We start from the raw sequence: 22,264 nt of genomic DNA, 5'->3' as shown, positions 1-22,264 counted from the left end.
GCTAGAACGCTGAACCAAGGAGACACCCCATGGCACTGAAACTTTACCAATTTGCCATTTCCCACTACTGCGAAAAAATACGCTGGGCCCTGGACTACAAGGGGCTCAACTACGAAACGGTGAACCTGCTGCCGGGACAACATGTGAAAACCATCCGGAAACTGACCGGTGAAGCCTCCTCTGTGCCGGTACTGGACCATGACGGCCACGTGGTTCAGGGCTCAGCCGCCATTCTGGATTACCTGGACCAGACGTTTCCCGAGCACCCGCTGACACCGGCAGACCCGGACGTTCGTGAGCAGGCGCTGGCCTGGGAGCGCCGGCTTGACGAGGAAGCGGGGCCGGCTATCCGCTGCTATTCCTACCACCACTTCCTGCAGCGCCCCAAAATTGTGGTGCCCATGCTGGCCGCGGGAACGCCTTTCTATAACCGGATACTGCTCAGCCTTGCTTTCAGCCGGGTTGATGAAGTCATGCGTCAGTGGATGAAGATCAACGAAAAAACCTCTGAAAAGTCCCGCCAGGTCATGGAAGAGTTGCTCACCGAGCTGGCTGCCATCTACGCCGAAAGGCCTTTCCTGGCCGGCGACCAGTTTTCGCGCGCAGACCTGACCGCAGCCGCCCTGTTTGCACCCATGTTCCAGCCCGCACAGTATCCGGTGCCATGGCCGAAAACTGCACGAATTCCCAAAGACATCAAACATTGGCTGGACCAGTGGCAGCCACAGATCCGGGCTCTGGAAAAAGTGTACGAAGACAACCGTCGACCAGGCTGAGTACCGGATTGTCGGAATCCGTTAGCCAATCTGGCGTGAACCGACATTCCGGTTTCCGGGTTACGTGCCAGAATCAACGGACTTGATGAGGAAACCGGCAGAAACCCGATGGCTTTGACCGACATGATACTGGCCGTACTGGAAGACAGCGGCCTGCTTTCTCTCTGGGCGATGGCTGCGCCGTGGCTGGCGCTGGATGAACGCCAACTGATCTTTGTGATTGCAACACCGGTTTTTGTGGGCGTTACCCTGTGGGAATACCTGAAGATTCGCCACGATCCGCAGCTGATGGATACCCGTGAGGCGGTCAGAAACTTTGCCCTGGGCGCCGGCTATCAGGTGACCGAACTGCTCTTCGCCGGCCTCATTGCCTTCCCTGTCTATGCCCTGTGCTACCACTACCGGCTGTTTGATCTGGAATTGAACGGATTCACCGTGCTGCTGGCTTTTCTGGGGGTGGACTTCTGTTTCTACTGGATGCACAGGGCCAGTCACAGGGTACGCTGGTTCTGGGCGGCCCATGTGGTTCACCATTCCTCCGAGCGGATGAACTTCTCCACTGCCATGCGCCAGAATGCCACCAACATTTTCAACGGCATGTGGGTGTTCTACCTGCCCCTGGCGCTGCTGGGACTCAATCCTGTCTGGATCGGCGTAGCCTATGCCCTGTCGCTGGTCTACCAGTTCTTTATTCACACCACACTGGTCGGGAAGCTGCCCGGCTGGGTCGAACTGGTGTTCAACACGCCCAGCCATCACCGTGTCCATCATGGCCGAAATCCCGGCTACATCGACCGTAATTACGGCGGCACGCTGATAGTGTGGGATCGCCTGTTCGGCACGTTTGTCGATGAAAATGCCCAGGATCCGCCCGAATACGGCATCACCCGGCCTGTTCGCTCCAATAACCTGATTGTGCTCTGGACCCACGAATACGTGGACCTGTTCCGCGACATGGCACAGCCCGGCGGATTATTGTCTCGCCTTACCCATCTATGGAAACCGCCGGAGTGGCAACGCCCGGCTGCGGAGAAAAACAACAAGGAACCGGGTCGTGACAACGAACGAACACCCTCTGACGCTGAGCAGTGGTGATGACCACAGCATAGCCGGAACAGTCTTTACCCCGACGGCTCCCACCGGCCTTCTGATCATCAGCCACGGCATGGCCGAGCATGGCGACCGTTACCAGTCCCTCGCTCGCTGGCTCTGCGAACGCGGCATGGCCGTTATCACCTTTCACCACCGGGGCCATGGCCCGAATTCAGGAGTCGAGAACCTGGGGCATTATGCCGACCAGAACGGCTGGGCCAGCGTGTTGGCCGACCTGCACCAGGTGGTCCAACACGCCCGTTCACAGTTTCCCGGGCTGCCGGTCAACCTGCTGGGCCACAGCATGGGCTCGTTCATTGCCCAGGGTTACGCCCAGAGATACGGTGATTCCCTGGATACCCTGATCCTGAGCGCCACCAACCGGATTGATCGGGGCCAGCTATTGGCATCCCGGGCCCTGATCGGCCTGATCCGACTGCTCCGGGGCAAGCGGCACCGCAGCCCGTTGGTTACCCGCATGACGTTTGAGCAATTCAATCGCCGGTTCCGCCCCAATCGGACCCATGCCGATTGGCTCAGCCGAGATCCGCACCAGGTTGACGCCTACGTTTCCGATCCGCTTTGCGGGTTCCAATGCTCAACCGGGCTCTGGCTGGATTTTATCGGCGGCATGCTGGCCATCAAACCGCCGACCTGGCGCAAAGACCTGCCTGTGCACCTGTTCTCTGGAACGGCGGACGCGGTTGGTGAAATGGGCCGCGGCGTGCGCCAGCACTTTCAGGCCATTCGAGAGGCGGGCGTTGGCCATGTGACCCTGAGGTTGTTTGAGGGCGGGCGCCATGAGATGCTCAACGAAACCAACCGGGACGAGGTGTGGCAATACTTGCATTCCCTGTGCCTGCATAGGGACAATGCGTCTGCCCAATCAACCGCCGAACAGAAAGCCCTGCTCCATGCCAGAGCCCCATGAACGCCGCACCAGAATCTGCCACCCAATAACCCGGGCTTTCGCCTGCCTGTGCGTGTTGTTCAGTTTTGCTTCCGGAGCCATCGCCGGCGAAGTCAGTATTGGTGTGGCCGCAAACTTCACCGATACCACCCGGGAACTGACCAGGCACTTTGAAGCGGAAACCGGTCACCGGGTGTCCGCCAGCTTTGGCTCTACCGGCAAACTTTACGCCCAGATCAGGAACGGCGCGCCCTTCGACGTATTCATGGCGGCCGACGTGCTCAGGCCAGAGCTGATCGAAGAGGCGCAGGCCGGGGTCAACGGAACCCGCTTTACCTATGCCCGGGGCAAGCTGGTGCTCTGGAGCCCGACGCCCGATGCGTTTGAGGATGCCCCGCGCTATCTGGAGCAGCAGCCCTTCGCCAGGCTGGCCATCGCCAACCCGAAAACCGCACCCTATGGCCTGGCTGCCCAGCAGGTTCTTGAGCACATCGGCCAATGGCAACCGTTACAACCGAAACTGGTCCGCGGTGATTCCATAGCCCAGACGTTCCAGTTTGTTGTCAGTCGCAATGCCCAGGCCGGTTTCGTGGCCGCTTCCCAGGTCAAAGTCTGGGACGAGGATGCCGGCACCCTATGGCAGGTGCCTCAGGCCTATTACCAGCCCATTGACCAGCAGGCCATCCTGCTGAACCGGGGCGCCAGTAATGAAGCAGCCCGCGCCTGGATGGATTTCCTGAAATCCGATACTGCCATCGGCATCATCCGGAGCTATGGTTACGACGAAGGACATGACGCGATCAACTGATGTTTGAAACCTACTGGGATCCAGTCTGGCTGACACTGAAACTGGCCACGACAACCACTCTGCTGCTGTTGCTGATAGGCACGCCCATCGCCTGGTGGCTCGCCAGAACCCGGCACTGGCTGCGCCAGCCGGTGGCGGCCGTGGTCGCGCTGCCTCTGGTTCTGCCGCCAACGGTCCTTGGCTTTTACCTGCTGCTGGTGATGGGGCCGGAAGGCTGGGTTGGCCAGTTCACCCAGTCGCTCGGCATCGGGCTGTTGCCCTTTACCTTCGAGGGTCTGGTGGTGGCTTCCGTGATCTATTCCCTGCCGTTTACGGTGCAACCGCTGCAGAATGCCTTCGAGTCGGTTGGCGACCGTTTCCTCGAGGTCGCTGCCACGCTTCGAGCCGCGCCCTGGGATCGCTTCCTGTTTGTTGCCGTGCCCCTTGCCCGCAACGGTTTCCTCACTGCCGCCGTACTGACCTTCGCCCATACCATTGGCGAGTTCGGCGTGATTCTGATGATCGGGGGTAACATTCCCGGGGAAACCAAAGTTCTCTCCGTTGCTATCTATGACCACGTGGAATCCCTCGAATACACCGAGGCACACTGGCTTTCTGCCGGCATGGTAGTGTTCTCCTTTGTGGTTCTGGTCACCCTCTACGCGCTGAACGGTAAGGCCCGGTCAGGAGCACTGAAATGAGCGAAAAGAAAAGCATCTCTGCTCGCTTCCGTTGCGCATTTCCCGGGTTTGGTCTGGACGTTGACCTGACCCTGCCCGGCACGGGCATCACCGCCCTGTTCGGGCATTCCGGCTGCGGCAAGACCACTGTTTTGCGCTGTATGGCGGGCCTGCACCGCGCAGAGGGAGCCATGACCGTTCTCGACGAACACTGGCAAAGCGCTGATACTTTCCTGCCGGTTCATAAACGTCCCCTCGCCTATGTATTCCAGGAAACCCACCTGTTTCCCCATCTGACCGTGCGCAAGAATCTTGAATTCGGATACCGGCGCATTCCGGCCACGGACCGGCAGATCGGGTTTGACGAGGCAGTGAACTGGCTGGGACTCGGCGGCCACCTGGACCGTATGCCCGCAGGCCTGTCCGGGGGCGAGCGCCAGCGGGTAGCGATAGCCCGCGCGCTGCTGACCAGTCCCCGGCTGTTACTTATGGACGAACCGATGTCGGCCCTGGACAAAGCCAGCAAACACGACATCCTGCCCTATCTGGAGCGTCTTAGGGACGCCCTGGCCATCCCGATCGTATATGTCTCCCACTCTACCGCAGAGGTGGCCCGGCTCGCCGACCATCTGGTGGTCATGGAGGACGGCAAGGTGTTAGCCAGCGGGCCGACCCGGGAGACACTTGCACGCATGGACAACCCGTTCCGTCTCGAGGACGACGCGGGCGTGCTTGTGGAGGGGACAATAAGAGAACTGGATCAGCGCTGGCACCTGGCGCGCTTTGAGTTCGACGGTGGCTCCCTGTGGCTGCGCCGGGACAACGGCATGAAAATCGGGGATCGGGTCCGGATCCAGTTGCTGTCCCGGGACATCAGCCTGGCTCTGGAAGAGAACCCTGACCAGAGCATCCAGAACCTGGTTCCGGCAACCATTGACCGGATTGAACCGGACGTTACCCCCGGCGTCAGTATCGTCCGCCTGCTCGCCGGACCCACACCGGTCATGTCCCGACTGACCACCCGGGCTGTTGACCAACTGGCTCTGGAACCCGGCCAGCAGGTGTGGATGCAGATCAAGTCCGTGGCCCTGGCCGACTGACACCGGCGGCCCCTGCCCCAACCAGAAAGGCCGCTGATATCAGCGGCCTTTCTTGCTACATCGATGCTCTGCTATTCGGAGACTCAGCGGGTGCCGTACACCACCATCGTTTTGCCCTTGACCCGAACCAGGCCCTGATCTTCCAGGGTCTTCAGAACCCGTCCAACCATCTCCCGGGAACAACCCACGATACGGCCGATTTCCTGGCGGGTAATCTTGATCTGCATGCCGTCCGGGTGAGTCATGGCATCCGGCTCCTTGCAGAGATCCAGCAGGGTGCGGGCGACCCGGCCGGTCACATCCAGGAACGCGAGATCACCCACCTTGCGCGTGGTCTGGCGGAGGCGGGAAGCCATCTGCTCGCCAATGAAATACAGAACCCTGGGATCCTGCTGGGCAATCTCACGGAATTTGGTGTAGCTGATCTCCGCCACTTCGCACTCGGTCTTGGCCTTTACCCAGGCGCTGCGGGAATCCATGTTGTCGAACAGCCCCATTTCACCGAAAAAGTCACCGGCGTTCAGGTAGGCCATGATCATCTCGCGACCGTCATCGTCTTCAATGATAACCGTCACCGAGCCTTTGACGATGTAGAACAGGGAATCGCTCTTGTCCCCGGCATAGATAATCGTGCTCTTGGCTGGGTAACGGCGGCGATGGCACTGCGAAAGGAAATAGTCGAGATGCTTGGTTTTCTGCTCAACCGGCTTGACGATAGTGGCCATAATGCGAGTCGTGCCTCCTCAGATACTGGCGGGTCCCAATGTTTGTTATGCACCCGGCTTTCCTTGCGGGTTCGTTCTTTTTTACTGCAAAACTCCGCAACTTATAACAAGAAGGTCTGTTGCGGGCAACCGGAAAGAGTATACAACATGTATCCGAGATCGGCCTGCCTGGCGAAGCCGGTTGTGCTAGCATCCGGCCACAGGTCATCTTTATCGGGGCCATCACACCAGTTGGTCCCGCGTCATCACAACGGAGAGTCGTCCCATGAAAGCAACCGTAGACTGGACCGGCAACGCCAGTTTCAAAGCCACCAGCGGCAGTGGCCACAGCGTGCAGCTTGATGGCCCGCCAGACCACGGCGGTGAGAACCTGGGCCCGCGCCCCATGGAAATGCTGCTGATGGGGCTCGGAGGCTGCTCGGCGTTCGATGTCATGAGCATCCTGAAGAAAAGCCGCCAGGACGTGACAGCCTGCCACGCCGAGCTCGAAGCAGAGCGGGCCGACGCGGTTCCGGCGGTGTTTACACGCATTCACCTGCACTTCGTGGTAACCGGAAACAGCCTGAAAGACAATCTGGTCAAGCGGGCCGTGAGCCTGTCGGCAGAAAAGTACTGCTCCGCCTCTATCATGCTTGAGAAGGCCGGCGTCGAGATCAGTCACAGCTACGAGGTTCACCAGGCGTCATAACCCGTGTGAGAAATCTCGGCAGGGCCCCTCATGGACCGATTCCCCGGGCCGGATGCAGGGGAAATCACGAATGCTAAAATGTCATTGCGAATACTATTCAACGTCACTTGCGGTGTGCATAATACGCACCCTCTCCGCCGGTCTGCGCAAAAGGTGAACAACCCGGTCAGTAGTCGGTGGCGGCCTCGGCAGAGCTCAGCAATGCAGCTCTGCAGTCATTCATCTCCACGATCCGGAGGGGCTGAGCATGGAATCAAAACTCCAGCTGCATGGTTTCAACAACCTGACCAAATCCCTGAGCTTTAACATCTACGACATCTGTTATGCGCAGACCGAAGAACAACGCAAGGCCTATATCGACTACATCGACGAGATGTACAACGCCGAGCGCCTGACCCAGATTCTGACCGACGTCGTCAAGATTATCGGCGCTAACGTTCTTAACATCGCGCGTCAGGACTACGAGCCCCATGGTGCATCTGTCACCATGCTGATCGCCGAGCACGAGCTCACCAATGGCGAAGAGCCCGACAACGAAGAGTCTCCCGGACCGCTGCCGGATACCATCGTGGCCCACCTGGACAAGAGTCACGTCACGGTGCACACCTACCCGGAAAGCCATCCCCACGATGGCGTGAGCACCTTCCGGGCTGACATCGACGTATCCACCTGTGGCCTGATCTCACCGCTGAAAGTGCTGAACTACCTGATCCACAGCTTTGATTCTGATGTCGTTACCGTGGACTACCGGGTTCGCGGCTTTACCCGTGATGTGGACGGCACCAAGCACTACATTGATCACGACATCAATTCGATCCAGAACTACCTGACCGAAGATACCCAGAACGCGTATCAGATGATCGATGTGAACGTGTACCAGGAGAACCTGTTCCACACCAAGATGATGCTGAAGAACTTCAACCTCGATAACTATGTGTTCGGTGTGAACGCCGGTGATCTTGATCCCGCCGAAGCGCAATCCATCGAGGACCGTCTGCGTCGGGAAATGCTGGAAATCTTCTATTCCCGCAACGTCGAATGATCGCCTCCTGTGGCGCCCCGCCCGGGGCGTCACAGGTCCTTCAGTTTTTTTGATGTCACCCCCCAGATTTCTGCGTTTTATTCTCTCCTCCCATCCCGTTTAAATAGAGCCAAGAGCTAACGAGAGGAGGACATCATGACCCTGCGCTCCCTGAAACAGATCATACCCGCCCTGGAAACGTCCGACGGCGCCGGCGTGCGCATCAAGCGTTCCATTGGCCAGCAACAGAACATTCGCCTTGACCCGTTCCTGATGCTGGACGAGTTTGGTTCCGCCGAGGCCGCCGACTATATCGCAGGCTTCCCCTCGCACCCCCATCGGGGGTTCGAAACCGTGACCTATATGATCGAGGGGCACATGCTGCATGAAGATCATCTCGGGAACCGGGGCGACCTGCGTAACGGCGGTGTGCAATGGATGACCGCCGGTCGCGGCATCATCCATTCGGAGATGCCCCAGCAGGAAGAAGGCGTGATGCGCGGTTTTCAGCTCTGGCTGAACCTGCCAGCGGCGGAAAAAATGACGAAGGCCGGCTACCGGGACATCCAGCCGGAAGAGATTCCGGAGCTTACCTTCGACGGTGGCAAGCTGAAGCTCATTGCCGGCACATTACAGATCGATGGCCAGGCCCATGCAGGGGCGGTGCCCGATCGCACCACCCAGCCGATCTACGCTGATATTCACCTGGCATCCGATGGGAGTCTGAGACTGCCCCTTCCGGAAGGCCACAACGCCATGCTCTATCTTTACGAGGGTAGCGCGAGCCTGGGGGAAAGCTCGCTGCAGCGAAGCGCCGCTAACGTTCTTTCCGACGACGGCGACCAGATCGAACTCCATGCGGGGCAAGCCGGAGCGCGACTGCTGCTGATTGCCGGCAAACCGATTGGCGAGCCGGTGGTCCAGTATGGTCCGTTTGTGATGAATACCCGCGAGGAGATCGAGCAGACGCTCCGGGATTACCGGGATGGACGCCTGACGGCCTGACGCCTCAGGCAAACGGCTTTCTTGCCATCAGCCGCTGCACCATGGGCCTGACAATCAGGTCCATGGCCAGCGGCATTTTTGTGCCCGGAACCACCAGGGTGTCGTGTCGCGACAGGCTGCTGCCTGCAATCACCTGCAGCAGATAGGGAAAGTCCACCTCTGACTGATCCCGGAACCGGATCACCAGCATGCTTTCGTCCTCAGTGGGAACTTCCCGGACGACAAAGGGGTTGGAAGTATCGACCAGGGGAATGCGCTGGAAATTGATGTGGGTGTGCGAGAATTGGGGCACGATGTCGTGCACGTAGTCATCCATGCGGTTGATGATGGTTTCCACCACCGCCTCCTGGCTGTAGCCCCGCTTGTGTGTGTCCCGGTGGATCTTCTGGATCCATTCAAGATTCACAATCGGAACCACACCGATCAGCAGGTCCACATACTGGGCGATATTGCAGGTTTCGCTGACCACACCCCCATGAAGCCCCTCGTAGAACAGCAGATCGGTATCGGCGGGCAAAGGCCCCCAGGGCGTGAAGGTGCCGGGCTTGTGCCCGGCTTCAACCAGCCTGCGATCCTCATCGTGAACGTATTGACGATACCGACCGTTGCCGGTGTGGCCGTAGTCGTAGAACAGTGCTTCCAGCTTGTCGATGTGATTGGCGGCCAGCGCAAAGTGGTTGCGCTCACCGAACTGGCCCTTGGCCGCAAGCCTGGCCATCTGTTCACGGTTGTAGCGATGGAAACTGTCACCGCTGACCATTGCGGCGTTCAGCCCCTCACTGGCAAACATCCGGCTGAAAATCTGGCCGGTGGTCGTGGTGCCCGCTCCGGACGAACCGGTAACCGCGATGATGGGATGACGTTTTGACATAGAGGCAGGTTGCCGGAATCAGGTTAGGCTGTCGAGCAGACGGGGTTTTTCAACCACGAAGCCCTGAGCGTAGTCCACACCCAGCTGTCGGAGCATGTCCAGAACGTCCCGGGATTCAACCTGGGAGGCAATCACTTCCCGGTTCATGTAGTGGGCCATATCCACCATTGAGCGCACCATTGCCCGGTCGGTCTCGCTGGTCGACAGCTGGCCGGTAAAGGCACTGTCGATCTTGATCAGGTCTACCGGTAACGAACGCATGAACTCGAACGAACTGGGGCCACTGCCAAAGTTGCCGAGACAGAACCGGCAGCCAAGTTCTTTCATCTCAATGATGAAGTCTGCCACTGACTGGACGTCGTTGATCGCCGAGGCCTCGGTAATCTCGAACCACAGCCGCTCGATAGGCGCATCTTTCTCACTCAGCTTTTCGTAGATGAACTCCAGCAGCGACTGGTCATTCATGGAATAGCCGGACAGGTTGATGCAGACGCCGCCGAAATGCCTCGGGTCCGGCGCCTGTTCCCTGAGCCAGTCCAGCATGTGACCAACAACCCATCGATCCACGGCCTGCATACGGTCATAACGCTCGGCCATGCGCACGAAGTCCCGACCGGTAATGAGGTTGCCTTCGTCATCGTACATGCTGATCAGCACCTCATACTGCGCAGCCATGGAGGACTTGGCATGCAGAGGGATGATCTTCTGGCAACGCAGCAGCATGCGCTCCTCATTCAGGTCGCTGAGGCTGGCAACCTTGGCGGCAATTTGCTCCTGACGGGCCTGATCATCGGCATCCAGGGCATACTCCGAAACCTTGCCGTGGCCCTGCTGGCGGGACGCGGCAAGCGCCTGCTCCGACGCCCGTAACCAGCGTTCAGCACTGACCAGGGCCGGCAACGTGGGGACCACACCGGCGCTGGCAGAGAGCCGGTAGTCGCGACCACCAAAACTGAACTCGGCGGCCTCCACTGCCCGGATGAGATCTCTTGCCGCGTCGCTGGCACTCTCGGACGGCACCAGCATGGCAAACTCATTTCCTGCAAGTCTGGCCACGGGCATACCGTCACCGACGTGGCTGCGCAGGATATCGGCAACCCGTTTCAGGGTCTCATCACCGGCCTGGTAGCCGGCGGTGTCGTTCAGCAGGCGGAACCTGCGGAGATCCAGGCGCACCAGGGAGCGCTCATCCTCCCGACGGGCCAACTGCTGATCGAGCATGCGTTCGAATTCCCGACGCCCGAGAAGGCCGGTCAATTCGTCGTGAGTGGAGGCCCAGGACAACTGGTCATAGACCTTGCGGACCATGCGATCGATACTCTCGTCCACCAGCGGCCGTTCATACTGGCTATCGGGCACAATGATGCCTTTTCGCATCTGCCGGGCCAGGGCCTCCAGCTCCAATTCCACCACTCGCATGCCCTGGTGATTCACAAAGACAAAGCGGCTGAAACCGCGGGCCACCCAGACCAGACGAATGTACTGGGGTTCGTCCGGTTTTTCCTGGTCGCGAAGCCAGTCGCCGGTTCGCAATTTCTGCGCCCGGTTGATCCAGCGCTGAAGACTTCGTTGCTCCCGGTCGGACAGTTTTCTGGCATCCGGTTGCTCCGGCTTTGCCACTGGCACTTCAACCAGTTCGGGGCTTTTTTGCGGACTGCGAACCAGGAACTGCTTGAGCTCGTCACGGATTTGCGAAGAAGGCATATGGTTGCTGGAAATAGAGGCCAGACCATCCTGGATTACCCGCAGCAGCTCGGGCAGATTAATGGAGCTGTTCGGATCATCAGCGAAGGATAGGAGCGAATCGATAACTGCCAGGTAATCATGCCACAGCTGGCTGTCAGGCCCCTGCCGGATCCAGGTCAGCGAAAGCAGATCCCGCCAGCCACCATCCAACAGGCTGATTACCGCCTTTGGCACCTTGCGCCCACCCAGTTTGTTGTCCAGAACATCGGCCACAGCCTTTTTTGACTCGGCTACCTTCTGGGCCCCCTCTGCGGCCGCTGTCACTCGCTCAACATTCCGGCGATAGACAAGATTCTGGCGATCAATCAGGGTGTCCAGTTCCTGGACCGTTTGCTCGAATACCCCGGTGTCCTGCTCGAAGTCCGTTGTAATGCGCTCTACCAGCTCATCCACGCGACGCTGAACCACCGGATTGATGCGCCCGCCCTTTACCCCTAGCTGGGCCAGACGGTTCATCACCCCGCGTACCGGGCTATCCTGATCGTCAAAGAACGCAGGGTCCCTCATGACAACTTTGAGAACGGGTACTTCCAGCTGCCGCATGCGCTGCTGGGCATACTCGCTGAGCTTCGGGCTTTCCACCACCGATTTAAAAAACCGGTCGACCACATCGACCGTTTCCTGCTGTTCTTCATCCAGCCGGTTATCACCGCTTGCCTTTACTTTCTCTACCACCCGCTCCTTCAGGGGAGCCAGCTCCTCGCCAGTATCCACGGGCTGAGATTGCAGCTGCTGGAGTTCTCGCTGGAATTCTCCGGACGACAAAGGCCTGGCATTGGGCTGGAACGGCAAAGGCTCCGGATCGCCCCGGGCCACACGGCTCGCGCTCAGGGTATTCAGCAGGTTACGCACCGTGGCGAACGCAGTCTGGGCCGCCTGGGCATAACCCCGAAACTCGCCCCCCAGCATGCCGGCTCTGCGACGAGACTGGGGCTGTCCGGCGTCTTCGGCACCCGCCTTTGGCTTTGACTCTGCAGCAGCACTCTCCGCGGCAACCGGCTCGGGCTCCGCGGGCTCTTGTTGTGTCTCCGGCTTTGCCCCGGCCTGCTCGCTCAGATACTTGCTGAGATCCAGGTCCGGCAGAACACCGTGACGAATCAGAATATCGTTGAGTTCTTTGTACAGAGGTCCCAGCTGCTGCAACACGGTCTGCTCAAAGACCCGCAGACAGACTTTCTCCACCTCCCGGGTCGCCTTGAGCTGGCTGAGGCCATTATGGAAGGCTTCGCAGACCAGGGAGGGCCCGAGGGGATTGTGGTGTCCCGTGGCGTTCGCGATGCCAAGTTTGTCCAGGCGAAGCTTGAGCTGCAGCAGATCGCCCCGATACTGGGTATCCGCCTTGGTTACCATCACCCGGATCGTCAACCAGTCCTCGAATTCGCCCTTGTCGACCACGGACAGCTCGGACCCCGGAAACCCCTTGGGGGCGGGCTTCAGTGGTGATTCCAGGCTGCGAGCCATCTGATGCCAGATGACCCGTTGCCGGGCCTGAATCTGGCCCGAAGCATCCATGTATTCATTGGCCTGCTGATCATTTACGGCTCTCTGGGCCGCCAGTTTGAGACCCTCCACCATTTGCACGAAACAGGCGTCCATCAACGGCTCGATAAACTGGGTCACCGCCTTGGCGGACTGATGCAGGACAAACTGTACGCGGTCACTGGGTGCGCGGAGCGAGGAGCGATCCTGACTTCGGGAGCCCCCGCATTGCTGCAGCATGGCATCCACGGCTACCGGGTTGGGCCTGCTGAAATTGACCCCCATGGCGCCATCGATGCGACGGACAATACTGACATGAAGCTCGTGGCGGCGCGCGCCATCCAGACCCCGAAAACGTATCACCAGTTCTGGGGGTATGCCGGAAGCAAACGCCCGATCCAGCTTCTTCGAGGTTTCACCCGAATAGCGGACGAACAGACCCTCCGCACAGAAATCGGCGATCTGACACGGCCAGGCTTCACCGGTTCCCAGATCAATCTGGGCGGCAAGCTTGATTGGTTGGCGGGGGCTGCTACGACGTTCTCTCGGATCCATGAACTACCTGATATCTCGCAAAGCCGGAACGATCACCGAACACAGCGCCCGGTACCGGCTCACGTCCCTGAAACGATGGCGGATGCCACCTGCTACTATAGAGACCATGATTGTACTATAGCGGCCTGGCCCCCACAGGCAAACCAATCCACTATAACATCCTGACCCATGAAACAGCTTAGTCAGATCTATCTACTTTTGCTACTGGTAACAATGCTTAACGGCTGTTCGACCATTGGCTACTATTCGCAGGCTGTCAGTGGCCATCTCTCCCTGATGATGTCGGCGGAACCGGTCGACGACATTCTCTCCGACACCTCAACGCCGATGGACCTACGGGGCAAACTCACGGTAGCGCAACAGGCCCGGGAATTCGCCGGTCAACGACTGGCCCTGCCGGTGGGAGAAGCCTTCAGCGACTACGTGAATCTCGACAGACCCTGGGTAGTGGTGAACCTGGTGGCTGTGCCGGAGTTCTCCCTGGAACCGCACCGGTGGTGCTATCCGGTGCTCGGCTGTCAGGCCTACCGGGGATACTACAGCCTGGCGGATGCGCGTGCCGAGGAGTCGCAATTTCGCAACAAGGACTTCGACACGTTTATTGGCGGCGTCACGGCCTATTCCACCCTCGGCTGGTTCGATGATCCCCTGCACACCGGCTTTACCCAACTTACGGAGGATCGCATGGTCGCCCTGATGTTCCATGAGCTGGCACACCGGGTGGTCTACATCGCCGATGACACGGCATTTAACGAAAGCTTTGCCACCGCGGTGGAGCTGGAAGGGCTCAGGCTCTGGCTATCGGAACAGGGCAAATCCGGCCAGTTCGACGAGGCACTGGACCGCCTGGCTCGCCGAAACCAGACGCTCTCCCTGGTCGAAGACTTCAGTGCCCGGCTGGACGTTCTTTATGCTCAGCAGGACGTCTTGCCAGACCAGCAACTGCGGAATCGCAAGGCGGCCATTTACCAAGAGCTGGCTCTTGCCTATCAGGAACTTTCCGCAGAGTGGTCCGAACCGGGCCCGTTCGGACCCGTACCAGTCAGCCTGAACAATGCCAACCTGGCGCTGTTTCGTCAGTACAACCAGCACGTACCGGCGTTCCGTCAGATGCTTCGGAATGCAGGCTACGACTTTGCGGACTTTTACAAGGCCGTCGAGATGCTGTCAGAGCAACTGGAACCCCAGAGGTCTGAACATCTGGCCGCCCTGTCAGAGCGGTTTGAAGAACACCTTTGAGTTCCGCTGGGTGTTATAGGCAGCCAGCTTCGGCCCCGGCAGGGCCTGCACTGTCGAAGGCTGGAAGCCCCGCTCCCGGAACCAGTGCTCCGTCTGGGTGGTGAGCACGAACAGCTTCTGGATACCCTGCCCCCTGGCCAGCTTCTCCACCATTGCCAGAATCTCATCACCCCGTCCGGCCCGGCGATAGGTCGGGTCTACCGCGAAGCAGGACAACTCGCCGGCGCCTTCTTCAGGGTAGCTGTACAGAGCGGCACAGCCCACGATAGTGCCGTCGCGCTCCGCCACAACAAAGCGGTCAATCTCGGTTTCCAGCATCTCCCGGGAGCGGCGAACCAGAATGCCCTGCTCTTCCAGCGGCTGGATCAGCTCCAGAATCCCGCCGATGTCCTCGACCCGGGCCTGGCGAAATTGCTCGTAGTGATCGCCACTGACCAACGTGCCGGCGCCATCCCGCGTGAAGAGCTCCTTCAGCAGGGCGCCGTCATCCACATAGCTGATGATGTGGGCGCGACGCACACCCTTCACACAGGCATCACAGGCAGCTCGCAGCAAGTCGGCATCGTGACCGGTCACCGCACCGGCCGCCAGACGCTCGGACGCCTGGCGCGCCGACAGCTCCCGGATCAAAGTACCGTCCTCTTCCTGTAACCCGGGATCATCAATAAACACCATCAGCTTCTCGGCCTGCAGTGCCGCTGCCACCTGGCTGCCAACATCCTCGTAGGAGAGGTTGAAGGCATCCCCGGTGGGCGAATAGCCCATGGGCGGCAACAGGACAATGTGACCAAGCTCCAGCAGTTTCTCGATCCCGGCCACATCCACCCGGCGCACCTTGCCGGTATGGCCAAAATCAATACCGTCGAGCACACCCACGGGCTTGGCAGCCACATAGTTGCCGCCACTCACCCGGATACGGGCATTATGCATCGGCGAATTCACCAAACCCATGGAAAGGTGGCTCTCCAGGTAGGCACGCAGGCCACCGACGGCCTCCATCACCATGCTGAGGTGCTCTTGCGGCGTAATCCGCAAACCTTTTGAAAACGACGATTCGATTCCTGCAGCATCCAGCCGCGTCTGGATTTGCGGGCGGGCACCAAAGGCAACGACCAGCCGCACACCAAGGCTGCTCAGCAGCGCGATGTCATGGATGATGTTGATGAAATTCCCGTGTTCAATCGCATCCCCCGGAATGGTCAATACTACCGTCCGCCCGCGATGGGCGTTGATGTAAGGGGATGAATGGCGGAATCCATGCAGCCAGTCGTTTGATTTCAAACCTTTCTCCTGGTTTCTCGTTATCTTCTAAAGGCAGGTACTTTATCTTGAGGAGTTTGCCGAGTCCTGTCGAGGAGGGTGAGCCAAAACACGCCCGTAAATACGTCCCTGTAGGGCTCGGTCGCGTCATCCCTGGCGCTCCACGGTTTTGGCTCACCCTCCCCGCCAGGACTCTCTGCAGACGTCGGAAGTGCCTGCATGCCACTCAGAGACAGAACTGTCGAATCAGCCCTCGCAGTATTTTAACGGTTGGATCAAGCTGGGACAGCTCGATAAATTCATCGGGCTGGTGCGCCTGATCGATAGACCCAGGGCCCATAACCAGGGTTTCCAAGCCGAGTTTCTGCAACCAGGGTGCTTCCGTGGCGAAAGCAACGGCGTGAGCGGTATGGCCAGTAAGCTTTTCACAGGCTTTGACCAGAGCGGCATCGGCCGGAGTTTCGAACGGTGGCACGCCATCAAAGAGCGGCTCGAATTCCAGGGACAGTTCCCGGCGGTCCGCGATCGGCTGAACCTTGCTCAGGATGGCCTGGCGCAGGGTTTCCATGTTCATGCCCGGCAACGGGCGCAGATCAAAGTGCAGCTCGCACTGGGCACAGATACGGTTTGGATTGTCACCACCGTGGATGCAGCCAAGGTTCAGGGTTGGAAACTGTACCTCGAAGTTCGGGTTCCGGTACTTTTCCTGCCAGCCTGACCGGAGTGCCAGCAACTCGGTGAGCGCTTCGTGCATTCCTTCCATGGCGTTGCGGCCCAAGGCCGGATTGGAGGAATGACCGGACTGGCCCTCGAATTTCAGGCGCTCCATCATGATGCCCTTGTGCATGCGCACCGGTTTCAGGCTGGTTGGCTCGCCGATGACCGCGTAGCGGGCCTTGGGCTTGCCAGCTTCTGCCAGGGCCCGGGCGCCATCCATGGAGCTCTCTTCGTCGGCGGTGGCCAGTATGATCAGGGGCTGTTTGAGATCTTCGTCCACAAAGGCCCTGGCTGCTTCAATGGCCAACGGGAAAAAGCCTTTCATGTCGCAGGTACCCAGCCCGTACCAGCGATTGTCCCGCTCGGTCAGGGTAAAGGGGTCGCTCTGCCAGCGTTTGTCATCAAAGGGCACTGTATCGGTATGGCCGGACAACACAAGACCGCCCGGGCCGCTGCCAAGGGTTCCGATCAGGTTGAATTTTCCGGGCATGCCTGGCACTTCCAGGATTTCCACGGAAAACCCGAGGGCTTCGAGCCATTCTGCCAGGGTTCGCACCACAGGCTCGTTACTATGATCCCATTTTGCCGACGCGCTGCTGATTGAGGGCAGAGATATCAGACGGGCAAGCATGTCACGAATGCCCGGCACCACTGCGGATTTGCTATCGGACTGCGACATAGTTTCCTCTCAGATTCCCATTGGAATCATTGTGCACGGCCACGCCGCCAGACTTCAAAGTTGGTAATCGCCCGGATCAACATCGGGTAGGCGACTTCACCGCCAGCGATAACCCGGGCCACTTCCAGCTCGCGTTCGCTGACGCTCACCAGACGCCCTTCCACCACGTTCTCGTTGGAAAGCGTTACCCGGACCTGCCGGTCAACCCATTGTTCGGCGGTTTCAAGACTCGCCGGATACCAGGTTTCGGTCTCAGGATCCTCCCGTGGCACCACCGGCTCGACGGCCACCTCTGGTGTTTCCTGAACAACCGGCTCGGCCTCGGCCAGATAGACGTCCGGCACGCCTGCACCGTTGTAACGAACTGGCCAGCTCATGCCCGCACCCTCGTTTTCAGCCGTTCTTACAGGCACTCCGAGCAGAGGCTGGGCCGGCTGCACATCTACCGTGAGCTCACCGCCCTCCAGCAGCCACTGCCGGTACAACGCTTTCAGCTGGTCACTGGCGGCCAGGCCCCGGGCCTCAAGCCCGGCAGACAGCGCCTGCACTGCGCGCCCGGCCCATTCTCCGGTTTCGATACCGGCTTCGCGGGCGCAATAGGCGGCGATGCGACGCATCAGGCCACCATCACGCAAGGTCAGCGTCATCGGCTCGGCGCCACCGGAAACGGTCAGCTCGGCATCCTGGATCCGGATTCGGGCATCACGCCAGTCCAGCTCCAGACTGCCGGTGCTGACGGTATTCAACTCAGCATGGAGATTGCCCGGAGTCTGTCGCACAAAGCCATCCCCGGCGAGTGCTGTGATGCCCATGCGGATCAGGTCACCACTACCCAGCTGTTGGCGCGGATCTGGCGCGCAGGAAAGCGCAAACAAGGCCGGATCGCCCTCGCTGTTGGCGCCTTCTGCAGTAACCCAGTTACGAAGCATTGTCGGGTCGAGGGTCAGGCCAAGGCCGTCGAGTCGCAAGGTCCATTGTTCCGGCATGCCAGCCGGGTCGAACAGGACAGAGAGCAAGCTGACAGGTGAGCCGGTATCAAGCTCCACCCTCGCCATGTCCAGAGGCTGGGTGAGCTCGAAATCCTGCCAGCTGGCGTCGTTGAGAACCAACCGGCCCTCGACGCCGGAACTGATGCTGCCCCTGTGCAGAACACCGTGGGGCTCCAGCGCCTGTCTCGCCTCGGCCATGCGCTGATCCGCCAGCCACCAGACCCCCGCCTTGAATGCGGCAAAGCCGACCAGAACCAGTATTACCAGCGTCGCAAGCAGGCGCTTCATCCGGAGACTCCTTGTCGGGTGCCGTCAGTTACGGGAAATCAGGGTGCCGACACCCTCATCAGTGAAGATCTCCAACAGACACGCATGAGCGACCCTGCCGTCGATAATATGGGACGTGCGCACGCCATTTTCGACGGCACTCAGTGCACAACGGATCTTGGGGAGCATGCCACCATGAATGGTGCCGTCCTCGATGAGATCATTGACCTGCTTGGCCGTGAGCCCGGTAAGCACCTTGTCTTCCTTGCTCTTGAGACCGGAGACGTTGGTCAGCAGCATCAGCTTCTCGGCCTTCATGGCCTCGGCCACCTTACCCGCCACCAGATCCGCATTGATGTTGTAGGAGGCGCCATCCGGTCCCACGCCAATCGGTGCAATCACGGGAATCAGGTTGCTGCGGGTAAGCATCTCAATCACATCCACGTTGACACTGGCGACCTCGCCCACATGGCCGATGTCGATAATCTCCGGGCGTTCCAGTTCGGGAGAGCGGTCGACCACCTCCAGCTTGCGGGCTCGTATCAGATTGGCGTCTTTGCCGGTGAGCCCCACCGCCATGCCGCCGTGAGAGTTGATCAGGGAGACAATTTCCTTGTTCACCTGGCCACCAAGCACCATCTCCACCACGTCCATGGTTTCGGAATCGGTTACCCGCATGCCGTTGACGAATCGGGACTGGATGTTCAAACGCTCCAGCAGCTCGCCGATCTGCGGGCCACCGCCATGGACAACGATCGGGTTGATGCCTACAAGTTTCATCAGCACCACATCGCGGGCAAAACTGCTCTTCAGGTCTTCGTTTTCCATGGCGTTACCGCCGTACTTGATGACCACGGTCTTGCCGGTAAATCTCTGAATATAAGGCAGGCCCCGACTAAGTACCGAAGCCACCTGCATTGCCGTTTCACGATCCAGCGCCATGTTTTTGCCTTGTTGATCCTGTATTGAAACTTGCCTGTGAAACTCGGTGACTGCGAATCAGAAATCCGCCACCAGATCCGGCGCTGCCTTCTGCAGCTGGTCACGGAACACAGACTTGATACGCTCCAGTGCCTCGTCGGTCTCCGCTTCAAAGCGTAAGACCAGCACCGGCGTGGTGTTTGATGCCCGGCACAGCCCCCAGCCGTCGGCGTAGTCCACCCGGATGCCGTCGATGGTGCTGATATTGCCGTCACCGAAATCCCCGGACTCGCCGAGGCGTTTGATAATGTCGAACTTGGAACTTTCCGTCACTTCGACATTCAGCTCTGGCGTACTGATGTCATCAGGGAAATCCTCGAAAACTTCATCGCTGTGACGATCCTCAATGCCCAGAATTTCCAGCAGGCGGGCCGCAGAATACAGACCGTCATCAAACCCGTACCAACGCTCGCCAAAGAAAATATGACCACTCATTTCCCCGGCCAGCAAGGCGCCAGTCTCTTTCATTTTTGCCTTCATCAGGGAATGACCGGTTTTCCACATGATCGGTCGGCCCCCGGCTTCTGAAATCACCCCGGCCAGCCTGCGGCTGCATTTCACATCGTAAAGGACATCGGCCCCCGGATTCCGTGAAACCACATCCCGGGCAAACAGCATCATCAGCCGGTCCGGCCAGATAATCTTGCCAGAATTGGTTACTACACCGAGACGGTCACCATCGCCGTCGAAGGCCAAACCGATGTCGGCCCCTTCCGATTCAACCCGGGCAATCAGATCCGCCAGATTCGCCGGCTTACCTGGGTCGGGATGGTGATTCGGGAAGTCACCGTCCACCTCGCAGTAGAGCGGAATCACTTCGCAGCCCAACTCCTCGATCAGCATGGGTGCCAACTCACCGGCAATGCCATTGCCGGCATCGACGACCACCTTGAGCGGTGCCGCTACCGCAATATCGCCAACAATCCGGTCCAGGTAAGCACGGCGCACATCCTCGGTGCTCTGGCTGCCCCTACCGCTGGCAAAATCTCCGGTCTGGATGCGCTGATACAGTTTCTGGATGGCCTCACCTGAAAGGGTTTCGCCACCCAACATGATTTTCAGGCCGTTATAGTTGGCCGGGTTGTGACTGCCGGTCACCATCACGCCAGAGCCAGTCTGGAGTTCGTGGGTGGCAAAATAGAGGACCGGTGTCGGCACGGCCCCCACGTGAATCACGTTGCACCCGGCTGCCATGACACCGCGTGCCAGAGCATCAGCCAGATCCGGGCTGGAATGGCGGCCGTCATAACCAATGCAAAGGCTGTCGACACCGCGCTCCCGGGCCTCCGAACCGATGGCCCGACCGATGACTTCAACGCCCTCGGCGGTCAGGGTTTCGCCGACAATGCCCCGAATGTCATAGGCCCGGAAAATATCCTGGGAAAGCTCCACCTGAGGCAGGGCCACCTCTTCCACGTCCGGAGTGTCGCCGGAACCAAAGACGGTATCATCGCCGCTGCCGAAGCCCAGAACGTCCTCATCGCCATCAAGCATGTCGATATCGGGCATGTCCTTGTCCTGGAACAAAGGCTCATCGCCGCCCTTGGCGGCACCACCGCCAGCCTTTCCGGAACCAGCCAGCCTGGGTTTGGCGGTTTCTACAGCCTTGGCGACCCGTTTATCAACCACCTGTGACAAACGGTAGAGCACCTCACCGGTTGAGGCGACCATATCCCAACGGAAGGTCGGCAGCTTTACCCGCTCTCCGCCGAACACCTTGTGCGCCCACTGGATCAGGGCCGTCACATCCTGACGCAAGCCCTTCTGGGCCCCGCCCAGCAGTACCCAGACGATGATGGCAGCGATCAACGCGGGCACGCCGACCAGAAGCGCGATCATCATCGTATCAACCGGCGCTGCGGGCGATTTGGCAGGGGTGTAGGCTACGGTCCAGTCCGGATTGGAAAGCCGGCGGGATTCCGCGTTTCCGGAGCCGCTGCCGTTACTGACCACGGTGCGGGATGAACCGGACACGGTCTGCACCAGCGCGAGCTGACCACCGAGGCTGGAGTTGACCACTTGCAGCAACGGCTGGATCTGGCCGGAGTCGAAGATAATCAGCAGGCTGCCGATGACCGCATTGCTGGTCGGATTGCGAACCGGGGTTGCCATCTGGACAAACCACCGGTTATCCCGTGGAAACGCGTCGGGAAACAGTCGCTGGCCGGTTTCAGCGCGCCGGGCCAGCTCAAGCCCGGAGAAGCCCAGCAGGCCCTCACTGCTGGAGGTGCGTGGAATGTCACGGTAGGGAAACAGATGCACCGCCTCGATGCCGGGCAGTGAATCCGCCAGCTGCACCTCGGTCGCCGGAATCTCGTTCCGGCTGCTCAGGGCCTGAACGACATGGGGCTGCGTCGCCAGACCATTGACGCTTTTCTGGACCTGGTCAAAATACTGGTTCAGTCGAAGGGCGGCGGCATCCGCTTCCAGAACTTTCAATGACTCGAAGCGTTCCTTTGCAGACGGCTGAACCACCAGAAAATGAAGCAAGGCAACGGCAATCACCCCCGCAAGGACCACGACCAGCGACTGGCTCACCGCCACGGAATTGAGTCTCTTCAGTTTGGGTCCCGAAGAACTGGTTTTTTCCTTCTTCACCGCCTTCTTCGCCGGCTTTTCATCAACGGACGCGTCGGCATCTTTCTTTTTACCCAGCTTCATAGTCCATCCTGCAGTTGTAATTTTATCGTCCTGGAC

At 59.5% G+C, this 22,264-nt stretch carries 18 protein-coding genes; 10 read left to right on the top strand and 8 right to left on the bottom strand.

The window, feature by feature from the left end; genetic code table 11:
- Positions 1 to 29: 29 nt before the first annotated feature.
- The 6 genes from MDHKLMBL_RS11190 to modC all read left to right on the top strand — a co-directional run bounded on the left by MDHKLMBL_RS11190 (position 30) and on the right by modC (position 5,345).
- Positions 30 to 776, top strand: coding sequence for a glutathione S-transferase family protein (locus MDHKLMBL_RS11190; protein ID WP_053113161.1), 747 nt, complete (start codon positions 30 to 32; stop codon positions 774 to 776).
- A gap of 108 nt (positions 777 to 884) precedes the next feature.
- A complete protein-coding gene (locus tag MDHKLMBL_RS11185; RefSeq protein WP_014578497.1) occupies positions 885 to 1,871 on the top strand; it encodes a sterol desaturase family protein in 987 nt (328 codons plus the stop codon).
- Complete coding sequence (locus MDHKLMBL_RS11180) at positions 1,831 to 2,799, top strand: alpha/beta hydrolase (RefSeq protein ID WP_104270808.1); 969 nt, start codon at positions 1,831 to 1,833, stop codon at positions 2,797 to 2,799. The genes MDHKLMBL_RS11185 and MDHKLMBL_RS11180 overlap by 41 nt, the downstream gene beginning before the upstream one ends.
- The gene (gene modA / locus MDHKLMBL_RS11175) at positions 2,783 to 3,586 is read left to right on the top strand and encodes a molybdate ABC transporter substrate-binding protein (RefSeq protein ID WP_104270807.1); all 804 of its coding nucleotides are present in this window, start codon (positions 2,783 to 2,785) and stop codon (positions 3,584 to 3,586) included. Before MDHKLMBL_RS11180 ends, modA begins: the two co-directional genes overlap by 17 nt.
- Positions 3,586 to 4,266 (top strand): molybdate ABC transporter permease subunit, encoded by a 681-nt coding sequence (modB, locus tag MDHKLMBL_RS11170; RefSeq protein ID WP_053113164.1) that lies wholly within the window; start codon positions 3,586 to 3,588, stop codon positions 4,264 to 4,266. Before modA ends, modB begins: the two co-directional genes overlap by 1 nt.
- The gene (modC, locus tag MDHKLMBL_RS11165) at positions 4,263 to 5,345 is read left to right on the top strand and encodes a molybdenum ABC transporter ATP-binding protein (RefSeq protein ID WP_062786056.1); all 1,083 of its coding nucleotides are present in this window, start codon (positions 4,263 to 4,265) and stop codon (positions 5,343 to 5,345) included. The genes modB and modC overlap by 4 nt, the downstream gene beginning before the upstream one ends.
- A gap of 83 nt (positions 5,346 to 5,428) precedes the next feature.
- Here modC and crp read toward each other — a convergent pair whose 3' ends face one another.
- Positions 5,429 to 6,070 (bottom strand): cAMP-activated global transcriptional regulator CRP, encoded by a 642-nt coding sequence (gene crp / locus MDHKLMBL_RS11160; protein WP_007153756.1) that lies wholly within the window; start codon positions 6,068 to 6,070, stop codon positions 5,429 to 5,431.
- Positions 6,071 to 6,335: 265 nt separating this feature from the next.
- Here crp and MDHKLMBL_RS11155 point away from each other — a divergent pair, with 265 nt between their 5' ends.
- From MDHKLMBL_RS11155 to MDHKLMBL_RS11145, 3 genes are all read left to right on the top strand, one after another.
- The gene (locus MDHKLMBL_RS11155) at positions 6,336 to 6,758 is read left to right on the top strand and encodes an OsmC family protein (protein WP_014578500.1); all 423 of its coding nucleotides are present in this window, start codon (positions 6,336 to 6,338) and stop codon (positions 6,756 to 6,758) included.
- A gap of 247 nt (positions 6,759 to 7,005) precedes the next feature.
- On the top strand, positions 7,006 to 7,800 hold the full coding sequence (speD, locus tag MDHKLMBL_RS11150; RefSeq protein WP_008173437.1) for an adenosylmethionine decarboxylase: 795 nt from the start codon (positions 7,006 to 7,008) through the stop codon (positions 7,798 to 7,800).
- A 135-nt stretch (positions 7,801 to 7,935) separates the two neighbouring features.
- Complete coding sequence (locus tag MDHKLMBL_RS11145) at positions 7,936 to 8,784, top strand: pirin family protein (protein WP_104270806.1); 849 nt, start codon at positions 7,936 to 7,938, stop codon at positions 8,782 to 8,784.
- Between the two features lie 4 nt (positions 8,785 to 8,788).
- Here the strand turns inward: MDHKLMBL_RS11145 and MDHKLMBL_RS11140 are convergent, their stop codons facing one another.
- Positions 8,789 to 9,655: a phosphoribulokinase gene (locus MDHKLMBL_RS11140; RefSeq protein WP_008173441.1), complete on the bottom strand. Its 867-nt coding sequence runs from the start codon at positions 9,653 to 9,655 to the stop codon at positions 8,789 to 8,791.
- Between the two features lie 18 nt (positions 9,656 to 9,673).
- Positions 9,674 to 13,435, bottom strand: coding sequence for a DUF1631 family protein (locus tag MDHKLMBL_RS11135; protein ID WP_104270805.1), 3,762 nt, complete (start codon positions 13,433 to 13,435; stop codon positions 9,674 to 9,676).
- A 168-nt stretch (positions 13,436 to 13,603) separates the two neighbouring features.
- Here MDHKLMBL_RS11135 and MDHKLMBL_RS11130 point away from each other — a divergent pair, with 168 nt between their 5' ends.
- On the top strand, positions 13,604 to 14,674 hold the full coding sequence (locus tag MDHKLMBL_RS11130; protein WP_104270804.1) for an aminopeptidase: 1,071 nt from the start codon (positions 13,604 to 13,606) through the stop codon (positions 14,672 to 14,674).
- On the opposite strand, the gene argA is transcribed toward MDHKLMBL_RS11130, so the two are convergent.
- The 5 genes from argA to MDHKLMBL_RS21285 form a co-directional block, all read right to left on the bottom strand.
- Positions 14,648 to 15,955, bottom strand: coding sequence for an amino-acid N-acetyltransferase (gene argA, locus MDHKLMBL_RS11125; RefSeq protein ID WP_014578504.1), 1,308 nt, complete (start codon positions 15,953 to 15,955; stop codon positions 14,648 to 14,650). The genes MDHKLMBL_RS11130 and argA overlap by 27 nt on opposite strands.
- A 205-nt stretch (positions 15,956 to 16,160) precedes the next feature.
- Positions 16,161 to 17,330, bottom strand: coding sequence for an acetylornithine deacetylase (gene argE / locus MDHKLMBL_RS11120; RefSeq protein ID WP_053113168.1), 1,170 nt, complete (start codon positions 17,328 to 17,330; stop codon positions 16,161 to 16,163).
- A 26-nt stretch (positions 17,331 to 17,356) separates the two neighbouring features.
- Positions 17,357 to 18,607, bottom strand: coding sequence for an aq_1923 C-terminal domain (locus MDHKLMBL_RS11115; RefSeq protein WP_053113169.1), 1,251 nt, complete (start codon positions 18,605 to 18,607; stop codon positions 17,357 to 17,359).
- A 24-nt stretch (positions 18,608 to 18,631) separates the two neighbouring features.
- The gene (gene argB / locus MDHKLMBL_RS11110) at positions 18,632 to 19,528 is read right to left on the bottom strand and encodes an acetylglutamate kinase (protein WP_008173452.1); all 897 of its coding nucleotides are present in this window, start codon (positions 19,526 to 19,528) and stop codon (positions 18,632 to 18,634) included.
- A 57-nt stretch (positions 19,529 to 19,585) separates the two neighbouring features.
- Positions 19,586 to 22,228: a phosphomannomutase/phosphoglucomutase gene (locus tag MDHKLMBL_RS21285; RefSeq protein WP_104270803.1), complete on the bottom strand. Its 2,643-nt coding sequence runs from the start codon at positions 22,226 to 22,228 to the stop codon at positions 19,586 to 19,588.
- Positions 22,229 to 22,264: the final 36 nt, after the last annotated feature.

Origin of the sequence: Marinobacter flavimaris, assembly GCF_002933295.1 — a bacterium.
GTDB lineage: Bacteria > Pseudomonadota > Gammaproteobacteria > Pseudomonadales > Oleiphilaceae > Marinobacter > Marinobacter flavimaris.
This window is presented reverse-complemented; position numbering and strand designations above follow the sequence as displayed.